This is a genomic window from Fictibacillus sp. 18YEL24 (assembly GCF_015903855.1).
Classification (GTDB): Bacteria; Bacillota; Bacilli; order Bacillales; family Fictibacillaceae; genus Fictibacillus; species Fictibacillus phosphorivorans_C.
The window spans coordinates 81,503-98,486 of record NZ_JACZDT010000001.1; the positions used below are offsets into that span (position 1 = coordinate 81,503).

Below are 16,984 nucleotides of genomic sequence, written 5' to 3' on the forward strand. Positions count from 1 at the left end.
GAAAAAGAGGGGAGCACGTTGTGTTCCTCTTTTTTTACAGAAATAACCTTGGTATATTAATGGTTTTCAAAAAAAAGATTGCTGCTTGTGCTTGATAAAGACATCTTTGACTAATTGATTGAAGTGTAAGGTGCGAGACTCTTGGCTAGGACGAGCGGTCAGGTGAGACACTTAAAGGCGCAAAGCGGCAAGTGGCTCACCGGTCGCCCCGCGGAAAGCGAGCACCTGAAACGGAAATTAACTTCTTTCATAAGCAACAAAGCTTTACACGAAAAGCCTTAACACCAAAGTAAATACATTTTTTTAGGTGATGGAGGGACAAATGACTACTTCAAAATATAAACGAGTCGTCTTGAAATTAAGTGGAGAAGCACTAGCAGGTGAACAAACATCTGGAATCGACCCAAAAATCGTTCAGTCAATTGCAGAACAAGTAAAAGAAATCGTTGAACTCGACGTAGAAGTTGCTGTAGTAGTAGGCGGCGGAAACCTATGGCGTGGTAAGACGGGCAGTGAGATGGGAATGGACCGTGCTTCAGCAGACTATATGGGCATGCTTGCCACTGTAATGAATTCATTAGCCCTTCAAGACAGTCTTGAAAACATCGGGGTTCAAACAAGAGTACAAACATCAATAGAAATGCGTCAGGTTGCAGAACCTTATATCAGAAGAAAAGCCATTCGTCACCTTGAAAAAAAGCGCGTTGTCATATTTGCAGCAGGAACGGGTAACCCGTACTTCTCAACAGATACGACTGCAGCACTAAGAGCAGCAGAAATTGAAGCAGAAGTCATCTTGATGGCTAAGAATAACGTGGATGGCGTGTATTCAGCAGATCCGAAATTGGATGAGAACGCTGTTAAGTATACGACATTATCGTATCTAGATCTTTTAAAAGATGGACTAGCAGTAATGGATACAACAGCTTCATCACTATGTATGGATAATGATATCCCGTTAGTTGTTTTCTCGATCATGGAAGAAGGAAACATCAAACGAGCAGTTGCCGGAGAAAAAATTGGAACCGTTATAAGGGGGAGAAACTAATGGCAAAAGAAGTTTTAACTCAAGCAGAAGAAAAGATGCAAAAAGCAATCGGAGCTCTAAGACGCGAATATTCAACACTTCGTGCAGGTAGAGCAAACCCTTCTCTATTAGACAGAGTACAAGTTGATTACTACGGAACTCAAACTCCGATCAATCAATTAGCAGGTGTAACAACTCCAGAAGCTAGACTTTTAGTGATTCAGCCTTACGACAAATCTGCAATGGCAGATATTGAAAAGGCGATCCTAAAGTCTGATCTTGGTCTAACACCTTCTAACGATGGTCAAGTGATTCGAATTGCGATTCCAGCTCTAACAGAAGAGCGCCGAAAAGAACTAGTTAAACTTGTTAAAAAGTTTGCTGAAGAAGCGAAAGTGGCTTTAAGAAACGTTCGTCGTGATGCGAATGACGATTTGAAGAAACTTGAAAAAGAAGCTGAGATTACAGAAGACGAACTACGTCGCTATAACGATGATGTTCAAAAGCTAACTGATAAATACACAGCTGAAGCTGATTCTGTAAGTTCTGCTAAAGAAAAAGAAATCATGGAAGTATAAAGCTTTTCCATGTACAATTAAATATAAAAAGCCCTCTATAAAAGGGGGCTTTTTTATTAGACAATATCACCATTTTGCTAGACTTTAATTGATAAGGTGATTGGCATATGGAGAACACCTTACTAAAAGGTGGATTTCATGAAGTCTAAGAAGATGGAGGCTTATACATGCTTGACAAGCTTTTCTTTAAGAAAAAAAGTCCGGAGAACCATACATTCAAAGAAGAAAATATCCCTAAACATGTAGCCATAATTATGGATGGTAACGGAAGGTGGGCACGGAAACGAGCTATGCCACGGATTGCCGGCCATCATGAAGGGATGAAAACCGTTCGGAAAATCGTTAAAGAAGCGAATAAGATCGGGATAGAAGTTTTAACTCTTTATGCGTTTTCAACTGAAAATTGGAAACGTCCACGTGAAGAAGTTGACTTTTTAATGAAACTTCCTGGAGAATTTTTAAACACTTTTCTTCCAGATTTGATTAAAGAGAACGTACAAGTGCGAATAATGGGTAAAAAGGAATTATTACCACTACACACGGTAAAAGCTGTAGATGAAGCAATTCACAAGACGAAGAACAACAGTGGTTTAATCTTAAACTTCGCTCTTAATTATGGAAGCCGCGATGAGATTACAGCTGCAGTTAAAGCTTTAGCTTCTGAGGTGAAACAAGGAAGGTTAGAGCCATCACAAATCGATGATTCAATGATCGAACAGCATTTAATGACGCATGATCTCAACGACCCGGATCTTTTGATTCGTACAAGTGGTGAGGTTCGATTAAGTAATTTTATGCTATGGCAGCTTGCGTATTCTGAATTTTGGTTTACTGAAGTGTTATGGCCAGATTTTTCTGAAGAGCATCTACGAGAAGCTGTATCACAATTTGCCGGACGAGGCAGGCGGTATGGCGGTGTTTAATTAAGGAGGACTTATGAAACAACGGATAATAACAGGTGTAATCGCAGCCGTTTTATTTATAGGGATTACCCTTTATGGAAGCTGGCCGTTCTCACTATTAATACTATTGCTAACTGGGATTGGCATGTTTGAATTATTGCGTATGAAAAGGATGGAGCTAAGTTTCGTAGGGGGAATCGGATTTTTATTAGCAGTCTTGATCGCTTTACCACAAGACTGGATGAGTACTTTAGAACCTTTTACTAAAACTGATGCCATTATACTTGCAGTTCTTCTATTACTAGTCGTAACTGTTGTACAAAAGAACAATACAGATTACAATCATATTTCGTTTGTGCTTTTTAGTGCTATATACGTAGGTTTTGGGTTTTTCTATTTACTAGAAACGAGAATTTTAGAAGGTGGAGTCCAACTCTTATTCTTAATCCTATTCATGATATGGGCAACAGACTCTGGCGCTTATTTTGTTGGAAAATCGATTGGAAAACGAAAACTTTGGCCGGTTATCTCTCCAAACAAAACGATCGAAGGGGCAGTCGGAGGTATCTTTTTTAGTCTTGTTGTAGGGTTGATCAGCTATTTTACTCATTTTGTGGATATGTCTTTGTCTAATATTCTACTGATATCCATTATCGTAGGTATATTTGGTCAGATAGGAGACTTGGCAGAATCGGCATTCAAACGAATCTACGATGTGAAAGATTCTGGTACTCTGCTTCCTGGACATGGCGGGATATTAGATAGACTTGATAGTGCGTTATTTGTATTCCCGTTGCTCCACGTGCTTCATTTGATAGGATAACGCTAGGAGGTATAGGATGAAATCAGTTAGTTTACTTGGTGCAACAGGTTCGATCGGCGTTCAGACCTTAGATGTGATCGCCTCTCATCCGGAACAGTTCAAATTGAGTTCGATGTCTGTAGGTAAGAATATTGAGGCTGCTGAAAAGATCATATTCAAATTTCAACCTGAAATATGTGCTGTTCAAAATGAAGAAGATGCAAAAAAACTTCGTTCGAAGGTAAGTTCATCTACAAGAGTTGTCTCAGGTATGGATGGATTGATCGAGGCCGCAGTTTCTACTGATTCAACAGTTGTTGTGAACGCAGTCATCGGCAGTGTAGGCTTACTTCCCACATTAAAAGCCATCGAAGCAAAAAAGACGATCGCTTTAGCTAATAAAGAAACGTTAGTAACAGCAGGTCATCTTGTTATGGAAAAAGCGAAGAAACATAACGTCGCAATTCTTCCGGTCGATTCAGAACATTCAGCGATCTATCAGTGTTTGAACGGTGAAGACCCGAACCGTGTGGAGAAGTTGATATTAACTGCTTCAGGTGGAAGTTTTAGAGACCGTACTCGTGAAGAATTAAAGAACGTTACAGTTCAAGAAGCTTTGAACCATCCAAACTGGTCGATGGGTGCGAAGATCACGATCGATTCTGCGACAATGATGAATAAAGGTTTAGAAGTAATTGAAGCTCATTGGTTATTTTCCTTTGATTATTCGAAAATAGACGTCATTTTACATAAGGAAAGCATCATACACTCTATGGTAGAGTTTGTTGATACAAGCATTATCGCTCATTTAGGACAACCAGATATGAGAGTGCCGATACAATACGCTCTTACATATCCCGATCGACTTGAATTAATAAACGGGAAAAGGTTAAACTTATGGGAAGTTGGAAAGTTACATTTTCAAGAAATGGATTATGACCGGTTCAGGTGTTTAAAACTTGCTTTTCAAGCAGGTAAGGCTGGAGGCTTGATGCCGACCATTTTAAATGCAGCGAATGAAAAAGCGGTTGAACGATTTCTTAATGGTCATATCTCGTTTCTTGAGATTGAAGAGATGATCGAACGAGCTATGCAGAATTTGTCCAACGTCAGTACGCCAGACCTTGAGACAATACAGGAAACAGATAATAGGACTCGTCAATATGTGGAGTCACTACTTAGTAAAGGCAGGTAATGGGAATGAACACTGTGATAGCCATTATCATCATTTTAGGTGCTTTAATTTTCTTTCATGAACTCGGACATCTATTGCTGGCAAAGCGTGCAGGCATCTTGTGTCGTGAGTTTGCTATTGGATTCGGCCCGAAAGTGTTTGCCTTCAAGAAAGGGGAGACAGTCTACACGATTCGTCTTTTACCTCTTGGAGGGTTCGTACGTATGGCTGGAGAAGATCCGGAAGGTATTGAACTTAAGGCAGGTCACAGAGTTGGTTTGATCTTCAACCAAGCAAATGAAGTGGAGAAAATCGTTGTCAATCACCGTGAAAAATACCCTGTGCAAAAAACGATCACGATTGAAAACGCTGATCTAGAACGTGAATTGTATGTAACAGGTTTTGAAAATGAAGACTCAGGCACATCTACTTACAAAGTAAAAGAAGATGCGCTATTTGTAGCTGATCACCAGGAGATGCAGATCGCACCTTATAACCGACAGTTTGGATCGAAGACGATCATGCAGAGAACACTAGCAATCTTTGCTGGTCCTGCAATGAACTTTTTGCTTGCTTTCGTGATCTTGGTCGTATTTTCACTCATGCAAGGTATTCCGACTAATGAATCAAGACTAGGTACCCTTCAAGAAGGAGCAGGTGCCGATAAAGCAGGTTTGATTAAAGGTGATAAAATTATTGCAGTTCAGGGCGAGAAGATGGACGATTGGAAAGAGTTAGTGTCTGTCATTCAAGAAAACCCTGGTGAAAAGTTAATGTTTACGATTAATCGTGATGGAGAAGAGAAAGTGGTTCCTGTCACGCTTGGCTCTCGTAAAGGTGCTGATGATAAGAACGAAGGGTTTATCGGAGCACATCCATATACTGAGTCCTCTTTTGTTGGATCATTAGAATATGGCGCTAAACAAACATGGTTTATGACAACGGCTATATTTACAGGACTCGGACAACTGATAACGGGTCAGCATGGCATAGATCAGCTCTCTGGACCACTTGGAATCTATGAGTATACAGATCAAGCTGCAAAAGCTGGTGTTTACATGCTATTGCAGTGGGCAGCTATCTTAAGTGTCAACTTAGGGATCTTTAACTTGTTGCCACTACCTGCACTTGACGGAGGACGACTTCTGTTCTTAGGAGTTGAAGCTTTGAGAGGGAAACCGATCGATCCGCAAAAAGAAGGAATGGTTCATTTTATCGGGTTTGCTTTTCTAATGTTATTGATGCTAGTTGTTACATGGAATGATATACAGAAAATTTTTCTTGGTTAATTAGGGATGATTTGAGGAGTAGAGATAATGAGACAAAGTCAGTTGTTTATGCCAACTTTAAGAGAAGTTCCTGCAGATGCAGATGTTAAAAGTCACCAGCTCTTATTAAGAGCTGGCTTTATCCGTCAGAATGCTGCTGGTATCTATTCTTTTCTTCCATTGGGGAAAAAGGTGCTTCATAAGGTAGAGAATATTGTACGAGAAGAAATGAATCGTGCTGGTTCACAAGAGATGATGATGCCGGCACTGCAGCTTGCTGAACTCTGGCAGGAAAGTGGCCGATGGTATAGCTACGGTCCTGAACTAATGAGATTAAAAGACCGACATGAGCGGGATTTCGCTCTTGGTGCGACTCATGAAGAAGTGATTACGAGCATCGTTCGAGACGAAGTGAAATCATATAAGAAACTTCCTCTTAATCTATATCAGATTCAAACAAAGTTCAGAGACGAGAAACGTCCCCGTTTCGGATTGCTTCGCGGAAGAGAGTTCATCATGAAAGATGCATACTCTTTCCATGATAAGCAAGAAAGTCTTGATGAGACGTATGAAGCGATGAAAGACGCCTACTCTGCTATCTTTAGCCGTTGTGGACTAAACTTCCGTGCGGTTTTAGCGGATTCAGGTGCGATCGGTGGTAAAGATAATCATGAGTTCATGGTCTTATCAGAAATTGGTGAAGATCTTATCGCGTATTCAACGGATTCAGATTTTGCAGCGAACATAGAGATGGCTCCAGTTGTTCTTCGTGAAGACCGTTCATCTGAAAATCTTATGGAACTTAAGAAAGTAGAAACGAAACACGCGAAAACGATCGAAGAGGTTTCAAATCTATTACAAGTTTCACCATCCAAAGTGATTAAATCATTGCTATATATCGCTGATGAACAACCTGTTTTAGTGTTAGTCAGAGGAGATCATGAGGTTAATGAGATCAAGCTTAAGAATATTCTTTCTGCTAAAGAAGTAGAATTAGCTACAGCAGAAGAAACAAAAGAATGGTTGAATGCTGAACACGGATCTATCGGACCAGTTCATTCTTCAAAAGAAGTTAAAGTAATCGCTGATCAAGCAGTTCCATATATGGTAAATGCAGTTTGTGGTGCAAATGAAACAGGCTATCATTATACAAATGTTAATCCAAATAGAGATTTTGAATGTAATGAAACAGCTGACCTTCGTTTCGTAGTAGAAGGTGATCTGTCACCAGATGGTAAAGGGACGATCGTTTTTGCTAAAGGAATTGAAGTCGGGCATGTGTTCAAGCTTGGTAAAGTATACAGTGAGCCGATGAAAGCCTCTTACTTAGATGAAAACGGTAAGAATCAGATCATGTCCATGGGTTGTTACGGAATAGGTGTCTCACGTACATTAGCAGCCGTGGCTGAAGAGAACAATGATGAGAAAGGTTTGATCTGGCCGTTATCATTAACGCCGTTCGATGTTCACTTAATTGCTGTTAACAGTAAGAACGCAGAACAAGCAGCACTGTCCGATGAACTTTACACGCAGATCAAGAACGATGGATTTGATTGTTTATATGATGATCGCCCTGAACGAGCGGGTGTGAAATTTACAGATAGCGATCTTATCGGACTTCCAATTCGTGTTATGGTTGGAAAACGTGCTTCAGAAGGAATCGTGGAAGTGAAAATACGTAAAAGCGGAGAATCTTTCGAAGTGCCAGTTTCTGAACTAAGCAGCTTTATTAAAAATGAGTGGGACAAGCTTAAGAATTAGTAGATTGTGATTAAATCGATGTTGCTATAGAGGAGGTACCTCTTATCTAAGAGGTGCCTTTCTCTTTGCACTGTACGAATAGAGTTCTAATCTTTATGATGGTAATCGAGGCTGACTGATTAAAGCTATAGTATAATTAATAGAGAAATGTTTAAGAATTGTGTTGGTTAGTCATGTGAAAACATAATTAAACCCCTTTAAAAGGAGGTTCGTATGAGCGGAAATGATCAACAGATCAGACAAGAAAGGCTTTCGCTTCTTTTAGAACAACTAGGTATGCCTGATGAGATGAAAGTAGGTTTTTCGGAAGGAACGATCGAAAAACTAACGATAGATAAGACGAATAGAAGCTGGCATTTTATCATAGGACTTCTACGTCCATTAACCCCTGATAGTTACGCTTGGTTTAGTGCTAGCCTGCGCCAAACTTTTCAGCATATTGCTACAGTGTCTTTTTCTCTTCAAACGAAAGAGAGTTTTCAAGCCGAAGAGCTTCTTAACTTTTGGCCGCTGTGCAAAGAAAAGTTAGTAGAATCAGCAGCACCAAGTTTAGGAAGTATGCTTTCTACGCAAAATCCTATTGCGGAAGGCAATTTTTTGTGTCTGACCGTACGAAATGATGCGGAAGAAGCACTTGTGCAAAGAAAGCTTTCTCCTGTTATTAAGGAGATGTACAGTCAGTTTGGGTTTCATTCTGTAATGGTTAAAACAGAGATTAAACACTCTGAAGAAGATTTTCAAAAGTTTATCGAACAAAGAAAACAAGAAGATCAGAATAAAGTAATGGAAGCTTTAGTTGAAAAAGAGAAAGCTGCTAATCGATCTGAAGGTCCTGCAGCAAGAACTGATATTATGATCGGTTATTCAATCAAGGATGAACCTGTACCGATCCAAACGATCCAAGATGAAGAAAGACGTATAACGATTCAAGGCTACGTCTTTCATTCCGAAACGAGAGAGCTTAGAAGCGGACGTACACTATTAACATTCAAGATTACCGATTACACGGATTCTCTATTGATTAAAATTTTCTCTCGTGACAAAGAAGATATTCCTATCCTTCAAGGTATTCAAAAGGGAATGTGGCTAAAAGTTCGAGGCGGAATACAGAATGATACGTTTGTAAGAGATCTAGTCATGATCGCTAACGATATTAATGAGATCAAACCTGAGTTCAGAAAAGATCTTGCGGATGAAGACAACAAACGTGTTGAGCTTCACCTTCACACCCCGATGAGTCAGATGGATGCAATATCTTCTGTTTCAACCTTAGTGGGACAAGCTAAGAAATGGGGTCATCCAGCAATCGCAATAACTGATCATGCTGGTGTTCAGTCCTTTCCAGAAGCTTATAGTGCAGGAAAGAAAAACGGAATCAAGATTCTGTACGGACTTGAGGCGAATCTTGTAGATGATGGTGTACCGATCGCATACAACGAGGCACCGAGAAAACTAACAGACGAAACATATATTGTCTTTGACGTTGAGACGACGGGTTTATCAGCTGTATACAATAAAATTATTGAACTTGCAGCGGTAAAGATACGTGGCGGGGAGATCATTGACCGTTTTGAAAGGTTTGCAAATCCACATGAATCCCTATCTCAAACCACGATTGAATTGACTGGAATTACAGATGATATGGTTGAGAACGCACCAGAGATAGATGAAGTGCTTCGCGATTTTCACGCATTTATGGGTGATGATATCCTAGTAGCTCATAACGCGAGCTTTGACATGGGCTTCTTGAACGAAGGATTACGCAAGATAGGTCTCGGGGAAGCAAAGAATCCTGTAATTGATACACTTGAATTGGCAAGATTTCTGCTTCCACAATTAAAGAATCATAGATTGAACACACTTTGTAAAAGGTTTGATATCGAACTCACCCAGCATCACCGAGCTATCTATGATGCTGAAGCAACGGGTTATCTATTATGGAAGCTTCTAAAAGAGACGTTTGAAAAGGATATCTTCTATCACGATCGTTTGAACGATAACATGGGGCAAGGTGGATTTCAGAGATCAAGGCCGTTTCACTGTACACTTTTAGCTGCGACACAAGAAGGGCTGAAAAATTTATACAAACTTGTTTCCGAATCTCATCTATCTTATTTTTATCGAACACCACGTATTCCGAGATCACGGTTAAGTAAACTACGAGAAGGCATACTCGTCGGTTCAGCTTGTGATAAAGGTGAAGTGTTTGAGGGTATGATGCAAAAACCGATCGAAGAGGTTGAAAAGATCGCGGAGTTTTATGATTACTTAGAGGTTCAGCCACCAAGTAACTATTATCACCTTATCGAAAGAGAATTAGTCGCAGATGAGATGAACTTAAGAGAGATCCTGTCTAACATCGTTCAGCTTGGAGAGAAATTGAACAAACCGGTTGTCGCAACAGGAAACGTTCATTATTTAAATCCTGAAGATGCGATATATCGAAAAATCTTGATCTCTTCTCAAGGTGGAGCGAATCCGCTGAACAGACAAACTCTTCCAGAAGTGCATTTTAGAACTACAGATGAGATGTTGGATCTGTTCTCTTTCTTAGGTGAAGAAAGAGCTCAAAAGATAGTTTGTGAAAATACGAGACAGATCGCCGACATGATTCAGGAGATCAAACCGATTCCTGATGATCTATATACACCAAAGATCGAGGGCGCAGATGAAGAAGTACGCTCCATGAGTTATAACCGAGCAAGAAGCATCTATGGTGAGAATCTTCCTGAACTTGTTGAGAAGAGGCTGGAAAAAGAATTAAAGAGTATCATCGGACACGGATTTGCCGTTATTTACTTGATCTCACATAAACTTGTAAAAAAATCGTTGATCGATGGATACCTTGTAGGATCGCGTGGATCAGTCGGTTCGTCGTTTGTTGCGACAATGACGGAGATCACTGAAGTAAATCCATTGCCTCCTCATTATGTTTGTCCGAAGTGTAAAGAGTCCCATTTCTTTAACGATGGTTCTGTTGGTTCTGGTTATGATCTGCCTGATAAAGAATGTCCAACATGCGAAGTGCTTTATATTAAAGATGGACAAGATATTCCGTTCGAAACGTTCCTTGGTTTCAAAGGAGATAAAGTCCCTGATATCGACTTGAACTTCTCAGGTGAATATCAGCCTAGAGCACATAACTACACGAAAGAACTGTTCGGTGAAGATTATGTGTATCGTGCAGGGACAATAGGTACCGTAGCTGAAAAAACGGCTTATGGTTACGTAAAAGGGTATGCAGGAGACAATAACTTAACGATCCGATCGGCAGAAGTTGATCGACTCGTAGCTGGATGTACAGGAGTAAAGAGAACAACAGGTCAGCATCCAGGAGGAATAATAGTTGTTCCAGATTATATGGACATCTATGATTTCTGTCCTGTTCAGTTCCCAGCCGATGATAGTGGATCGGAATGGAAAACGACTCATTTTGATTTTCACTCGATTCATGATAACTTATTAAAACTTGATATACTCGGGCACGATGATCCGACCGTTATCCGTATGCTTCAAGATCTAAGCGGTATTGATCCGAAGACCATTCCTGCTTCTGATCCAGAAGTGATGAAAATCTTTTCAGGCCCAGAAGTGTTAGGAGTAACGGAAGAACAGATCATGTGTAAGACAGGTACGTTAGGTATTCCAGAGTTCGGAACAAAGTTCGTAAGACAGATGCTTGAAGAAACAAAACCAAGTACTTTCTCTGAACTTGTACAGATTTCAGGACTATCTCATGGTACCGACGTATGGCTTAATAACGCGAACGAATTGATCGCAAACGGCACTTGTGTGCTAAAAGACGTTATCGGCTGTCGTGATGATATCATGGTCTACCTGATCTATAAAGGCTTGGAGCCGTCGCTTGCTTTTAAGATCATGGAGAGTGTACGTAAAGGAAAGGGTCTGCCGGATGAGTGGATCGATGAGATGAAGAAGAACGATGTCCCTGATTGGTATATTGGTTCATGTTTGAAGATCAAATACATGTTCCCTAAAGCCCATGCGGCAGCATACGTATTGATGGCCGTTCGTATCGCATATTTTAAAGTTCATTATCCAATCTGGTTCTATGCGGCGTATTTTACAGTAAGAGCGGATGATTTTGATGTGGAGTCTATGATCAGAGGATCCAAAGCATTAAAGACAAAGATCGAAGAGATCTCTGCTAAAGGTCTTGATGCTTCTACAAAAGAGAAGAACTTGCAAACTGTTCTAGAGTTAGCTCTTGAGATGTGTGAAAGAGGGCTATCGTTTCAGAAGATCGATCTTTATCGCTCGAGCGCAACAGACTTCTTAGTAGAAGGGGACACATTGATTCCGCCTTTCAATTCAATCGCAGGATTAGGTACGAACGCAGCATTAAACATTGTAAAAGCAAGAGAGCAAGGTGAATTTCTTTCTAAAGAAGATCTTCAGCAGCGTGCGAAGTTGTCTAAGACCATTATTGAGTACTTAGATGATCAAGGATGTTTAGAAGGAATGCCTGATGCAAACCAGCTTTCGCTCTTTTAACAAGGGCTTCTTGAAGGCTTGATCAGTTGCAGTATTTTATTGGTTATGGTATAGTATTTTTGGAAATACTGTTGAATGAATAACTGTCGGCGAAAGAGTGGGGCTCCCCACTCTTTCGTTACGTTTTGAGGTCATTCAGTAAGAAGGAGGGCAGCAATGAGTCAGAAGATTACAGAGCTCACAACAGAGCTTGTAACCCCAATCGTTGAAAAACTAGGACTTGAACTTGTTGACGTTGAATTTGTTAAAGAGGGTAAAAACTGGTTTCTCCGTGTATATATCGATTCCACGGGTGGAATTGATATCGAGGAATGCGGGACTGTCAGTGAACAATTAAGTGAAAAACTAGATGAACTTGATCCGATCGAACAGCCCTACTTTTTAGAAGTATCTTCTCCAGGTGTTGAAAGACCATTAAAGAAACCTGAAGATGTGAAAAATGCTATCGGCAAAAATGTAAACATTAAACTTTACGAGCCATTAAACGGTGAAAAAGTATACGAAGGACTTTTAAAAGACTTTGACGGTGAAACGCTGTTCATGGAGATTAGAGTGAAAACGCAAGTGAAAAAGGTAGAGTTACCTTATGCTAAAGTGGCCAACGCCCGTCTTGCGGTTGTTTTTTAATGAAGAGGGGAGAAGAAAAATGAGTACCGAGCTTTTGGATGCACTTACATTGTTAGAAAAAGAAAAAGGGATTAGTAAAGAAGTTATTATTGAAGCGATTGAAGCTGCCCTTATTTCTGCGTACAAGCGCAATTTTCATCAAGCGCAAAATGTTCGTGTTGATTTTAACAGAGACACAGGAAGTATCCGTGTTTTTTCAAGAAAAAATGTGGTTGAAGAAGTTGAGGACGATCGTCAAGAGATCTCAGTTGCAGAAGCTCAAGCGATCAACCCTGGCTATGAATTAGAAGATATAGTAGAAGAAGAAGTTACACCAAAAGATTTTGGTCGTATTGCTGCTCAAACAGCTAAACAAGTAGTAACACAACGCGTTCGTGAAGCAGAGCGAGGGATCATCTTCTCAGAATTTATTGATCGTGAAGAAGATATCATCACAGGAATCGTTCAACGACAAGACCACCGTTATATGTATGTCAGCCTAGGCAGAGTGGAAGCTCTTCTACCTGCTGCTGAACAGATGCCTGGTGAATCTCATACCACGAACGACCGCATCAAAGTGTACATTACTAAAGTTGAAAAGACGACAAAAGGTCCTCAAATTTTAGTATCAAGAACTCACCCAGGTCTTTTAAAACGCTTATTCGAACTTGAAGTGCCAGAGATCTATGATGGAACGGTTGAGATTAAATCGATCGCTCGTGAAGCGGGTGACCGTTCAAAGATTGCCGTTCATGCTGCTGATCCTGAAGTAGATCCAGTTGGTTCTTGTGTTGGACAAAAAGGTGCACGTGTTCAAACGATCGTAAACGAATTGAACGGTGAGAAGATTGATATTGTTCGATGGAGTGAAGATCCAGTTGTATATGTAGCAAATTCACTTAGTCCAGCAAAAGTACTTGAAGTACAAGTGAATGAAGAGGAAAAGATGACAACGGTTATCGTTCCTGACTATCAACTTTCATTAGCGATTGGTAAAAGAGGCCAAAATGCTCGTCTAGCTGCGAAGTTAACAGGTTGGAAGATTGATATTAAAAGTGAAACAGAAGCAATAGAATCAGGTGTGTACGATCCATCAAACGCTCGCAGTGATTTTTTCGAAGATACTGATGAGGATGAAGAGTAAGAAAAGACGAGGTGGAGACAATGAAAACACGTAAAATTCCGATGAGAAAATGCGTAGCCTGTCAAGAAATGAAGGCTAAAAAAGAATTAACACGTATTGTCCGCTCACCAGAAGGAGAAGTCTCTGTCGACACGTCAGGGAAAAAATCCGGAAGAGGAGCCTACCTTTGTCATGAACCGGCTTGTATCGAACAAGCGAAAAAGAAAAAGGTTCTTGAATCACATCTCAAAACAAAGATTCCAGCTGATCTATTTGAACAGCTTGAAAAAGGAAGTCATACATCTTGAAACCAACTCCTTGGGAAAACTTTCTTGGAATAGCAGCTCGAGCCGGTAAAGTCATATCCGGTGAAGAACTAGTTGTGAAAAGCATCCAAAAGCAAAACGCGAAAATTGTTCTGCTTTCAAAAGATGCTTCTGATAATACAAAGAAAAAAGTTACCGATAAATGCCGCTTTTACAAAACTGATCTTGCCTGGGTGGAAGATCGCAATGTTTTAGGCAGGGCTATTGGTAAGGAGCAACGAGTTGTAGTTGCTGTAAATGATCAAGGATTCTCTAAGAGATTAAAGGAACTTCTTGATCACTAACTCGGGGGTGAACATATGAGTAAAATCCGCGTATACGAATATGCGAAACAGAAAAATGTTCAAAGTAAAGACATTATTGAAAAGCTCAAAACGATGGATGTCCACGTTGCGAATCATATGTCTATGATTGATCAGGCAGCTCTTAAAAAGCTGGATGAGGCTTATCGTCCAAAGACCAATAAAGATCAACCAAAATCAACGAATCAAAATCAACTCCCTAAATCAGATGTGAAAAATAGCAACCCTGGTAATGACACCAAATCTAATAAAAAGGAAGTTCAAAAAGAGAGTAATATGAAAATAAAAAAAGAGAACAATAACTCGTCACAAGCTAAAGGACCAAAGTCCACGAATACTAACAGTCAAAACAATCAGAACAAGACTAGCACAAATAATCAAAACAAAAACAGTAACAACAATCAAAACAAGAGCAATAGCAATCATTCAAACAACAAGAATACTAACAATAGAAACCAAAGCAACAATAGAAATAACAACAACAAGAACAACAACAATCGCAACAAGCAAAACAGAGGCGGCGGAAACCAGCAGCAACAAGCTCCTCAGAAGAAAGTTCTTGAAACGCCAAGTAAGATCACTTTCACTGAATCACTTCAAGTAGGTGAATTAGCTAAAAAGTTGAACAAAGATACTTCTGAGATCATTAAAAAGCTAATGGGTCTTGGAATTATGGCAACGATTAACCAAGAACTTGATAAAGAAGCGATCGAACTGATCGCAGCTGACTACGATGTAGAAGTAGAAGAAGAGATCATCGTTGATGAGACTGAATTTGAAAACTACGAAATCGTAGATGAAGAAAAAGATCTTCAAGTTCGTCCGCCAGTCGTTACGATCATGGGTCACGTTGACCATGGTAAAACAACGCTTCTTGATGCGATTCGTAACACAAAGGTAACTGCAGGCGAAGCTGGTGGAATTACTCAGCATATCGGTGCTTATCAAATTACGAACAACGGAAAACAGATTACGTTCCTAGATACTCCTGGACATGCTGCGTTTACAACGATGCGTGCCCGTGGAGCTCAAGTAACAGATATCACAATTCTAGTTGTAGCTGCTGATGACGGTGTAATGCCTCAGACAGTAGAGGCGATCAACCATGCTAAAGCAGCGGAAGTTCCAATCATCGTGGCTGTAAACAAGATGGATAAAGAATCTGCTAACCCGGATCGAGTCATGCAAGAACTAACTGAGCACGGACTTGTTTCGGAAGCTTGGGGCGGAGATACGATCTTCGTAAACGTTTCAGCGATTAAAGGTGACGGAATTGACGACCTGCTTGAAATGATCAACCTTGTTTCAGAAGTTGAAGAATTAAAAGCAAATCCAAACCGTACTGCAATTGGAACAGTAATTGAAGCACAGCTTGATAAAGGCCGTGGATCTGTAGCAACTCTACTCGTTCAATCAGGTACATTAAACGTTGGTGATCCAATCGTAGTTGGACACACATACGGTCGTGTTCGTGCGATGGTGAACGACCTTGGCCGCAGAGTTAAAACGGTAGGACCTTCAACACCAGTTGAAATTACTGGATTGAACGATGTACCACAAGCTGGAGATCAGTTCATGGTCTTCGCTGACGAGAAAAAAGCTCGTCAAGTTGGTGAGTCCCGCTTCAAAAAACAACAAGATGCACAGCGTAAAGAATCTTCAAAACTAAACCTTGATGACCTCTTTAACCAGATTAAAGAAGGTGACATCAAAGAAATCAATGTCATCATCAAAGGTGATGTTCAAGGTTCTGTTGAGGCGCTTGCAGGATCTTTACAAAAAATTGACGTTGAAGGCGTTAAAGTTAAAATCATCCACTCAGGTGTTGGTGCGATCAATGAGTATGACATCATGCTTGCATCAGCTTCAAACGCAATCGTGATCGGTTTCAACGTTCGTCCTGATAATGGTGCAAAACGTACAGCTGACGCTGAAAAAGTCGATGTTCGTCTGCATAGAATCATCTACAACGTAATCGAAGAGATCGAATCAGCGATGAAAGGGATGCTTGACCCAGAGTTCGAAGAAAAAGTTATCGGGCAAGTTGAAGTTCGTACGACTTTCAAAGTTTCTAAAGTTGGTACGATCGCTGGATGTTACGTTACTGAAGGAAAAATCACAAGAGATTCTACTGTTCGCTTGATTCGTGACGGTGTTGTATCTTACGAAGGTAAGATCGATGCACTTAAACGTTTTAAAGACGATGCTAAAGAAGTATCTGCTGGATACGAATGTGGGATCACATTAGAAAAGTTCAATGATATTAAAGAAGGCGACATCATTGAAGCGTATATCATGGAAGAAATTAAAGTAAAATGATCGGGTTCTTGACGGTTGAGTTTTTCATCTATGAAGCACAGTCGTTAAAAGATAAACGTTCAGTTGTTCAAAAAGCGGTAAACAGGCTTCGTCAACGATTAAACGTGGCTGTATCCGAAACAGATCATCAAGATTTGTGGCAGCGCGCCGAGATAAGTATGGTTACCGTTTCTTCGGACAAAATAATAGCAGAAAAAGAATTGCAAAGAGCACTTGCGATTATTACATCTATTACTGAGTTGGAAGTTACACGTTCAAACATCGAGTGGCTGTAAGGCAAG

Annotated in this window: 14 protein-coding genes; all 14 read left to right on the plus strand. The window is 40.3% G+C overall.

Annotation, left to right across the window (positions count from 1 at the left end; genetic code table 11):
- Positions 1 to 322: 322 nt before the first annotated feature.
- The 14 genes from pyrH to HU823_RS00520 all read left to right on the plus strand — a co-directional run bounded on the left by pyrH (position 323) and on the right by HU823_RS00520 (position 16,978).
- Positions 323 to 1,048 (plus strand): UMP kinase, encoded by a 726-nt coding sequence (pyrH, locus tag HU823_RS00455; protein ID WP_066393724.1) that lies wholly within the window; start codon positions 323 to 325, stop codon positions 1,046 to 1,048.
- The gene (frr, locus tag HU823_RS00460; protein ID WP_137789640.1) at positions 1,048 to 1,605 is read left to right on the plus strand and encodes a ribosome recycling factor; all 558 of its coding nucleotides are present in this window, start codon (positions 1,048 to 1,050) and stop codon (positions 1,603 to 1,605) included. The genes pyrH and frr overlap by 1 nt, the downstream gene beginning before the upstream one ends.
- A 167-nt stretch (positions 1,606 to 1,772) precedes the next feature.
- Positions 1,773 to 2,528 carry an isoprenyl transferase gene (locus tag HU823_RS00465; protein WP_144700730.1) on the plus strand — a complete coding sequence of 252 codons (756 nt, stop codon included), beginning with the start codon at positions 1,773 to 1,775 and terminating at the stop codon, positions 2,526 to 2,528.
- Positions 2,529 to 2,541: 13 nt separating this feature from the next.
- Entirely contained in the window at positions 2,542 to 3,330 is a 789-nt protein-coding gene (locus HU823_RS00470) for a phosphatidate cytidylyltransferase (protein ID WP_197220790.1), read from the plus strand.
- 16 nt (positions 3,331 to 3,346) lie between these two features.
- Positions 3,347 to 4,504, plus strand: coding sequence for a 1-deoxy-D-xylulose-5-phosphate reductoisomerase (gene dxr, locus HU823_RS00475; RefSeq protein ID WP_144700726.1), 1,158 nt, complete (start codon positions 3,347 to 3,349; stop codon positions 4,502 to 4,504).
- A 5-nt stretch (positions 4,505 to 4,509) separates the two neighbouring features.
- Positions 4,510 to 5,772 (plus strand): RIP metalloprotease RseP, encoded by a 1,263-nt coding sequence (gene rseP / locus HU823_RS00480; RefSeq protein ID WP_144700724.1) that lies wholly within the window; start codon positions 4,510 to 4,512, stop codon positions 5,770 to 5,772.
- A gap of 27 nt (positions 5,773 to 5,799) precedes the next feature.
- A complete protein-coding gene (locus tag HU823_RS00485; protein ID WP_197220791.1) occupies positions 5,800 to 7,512 on the plus strand; it encodes a proline--tRNA ligase in 1,713 nt (570 codons plus the stop codon).
- A gap of 213 nt (positions 7,513 to 7,725) precedes the next feature.
- Positions 7,726 to 12,027, plus strand: coding sequence for a PolC-type DNA polymerase III (locus HU823_RS00490; RefSeq protein WP_197220792.1), 4,302 nt, complete (start codon positions 7,726 to 7,728; stop codon positions 12,025 to 12,027).
- 156 nt (positions 12,028 to 12,183) lie between these two features.
- The gene (gene rimP, locus HU823_RS00495; protein WP_137789633.1) at positions 12,184 to 12,654 is read left to right on the plus strand and encodes a ribosome maturation factor RimP; all 471 of its coding nucleotides are present in this window, start codon (positions 12,184 to 12,186) and stop codon (positions 12,652 to 12,654) included.
- Between the two features lie 19 nt (positions 12,655 to 12,673).
- The gene (gene nusA, locus HU823_RS00500; RefSeq protein WP_066393741.1) at positions 12,674 to 13,777 is read left to right on the plus strand and encodes a transcription termination factor NusA; all 1,104 of its coding nucleotides are present in this window, start codon (positions 12,674 to 12,676) and stop codon (positions 13,775 to 13,777) included.
- Between the two features lie 20 nt (positions 13,778 to 13,797).
- Entirely contained in the window at positions 13,798 to 14,064 is a 267-nt protein-coding gene (gene rnpM, locus HU823_RS00505; protein ID WP_197220793.1) for an RNase P modulator RnpM, read from the plus strand.
- Positions 14,061 to 14,366: a YlxQ family RNA-binding protein gene (locus HU823_RS00510; protein WP_144700714.1), complete on the plus strand. Its 306-nt coding sequence runs from the start codon at positions 14,061 to 14,063 to the stop codon at positions 14,364 to 14,366. The genes rnpM and HU823_RS00510 overlap by 4 nt, the downstream gene beginning before the upstream one ends.
- 15 nt (positions 14,367 to 14,381) lie before the next feature.
- The gene (infB, locus tag HU823_RS00515) at positions 14,382 to 16,703 is read left to right on the plus strand and encodes a translation initiation factor IF-2 (protein WP_144700712.1); all 2,322 of its coding nucleotides are present in this window, start codon (positions 14,382 to 14,384) and stop codon (positions 16,701 to 16,703) included.
- A complete protein-coding gene (locus HU823_RS00520) occupies positions 16,700 to 16,978 on the plus strand; it encodes a DUF503 domain-containing protein (protein ID WP_144700710.1) in 279 nt (92 codons plus the stop codon). The genes infB and HU823_RS00520 overlap by 4 nt, the downstream gene beginning before the upstream one ends.
- Positions 16,979 to 16,984 lie beyond the last annotated feature (6 nt).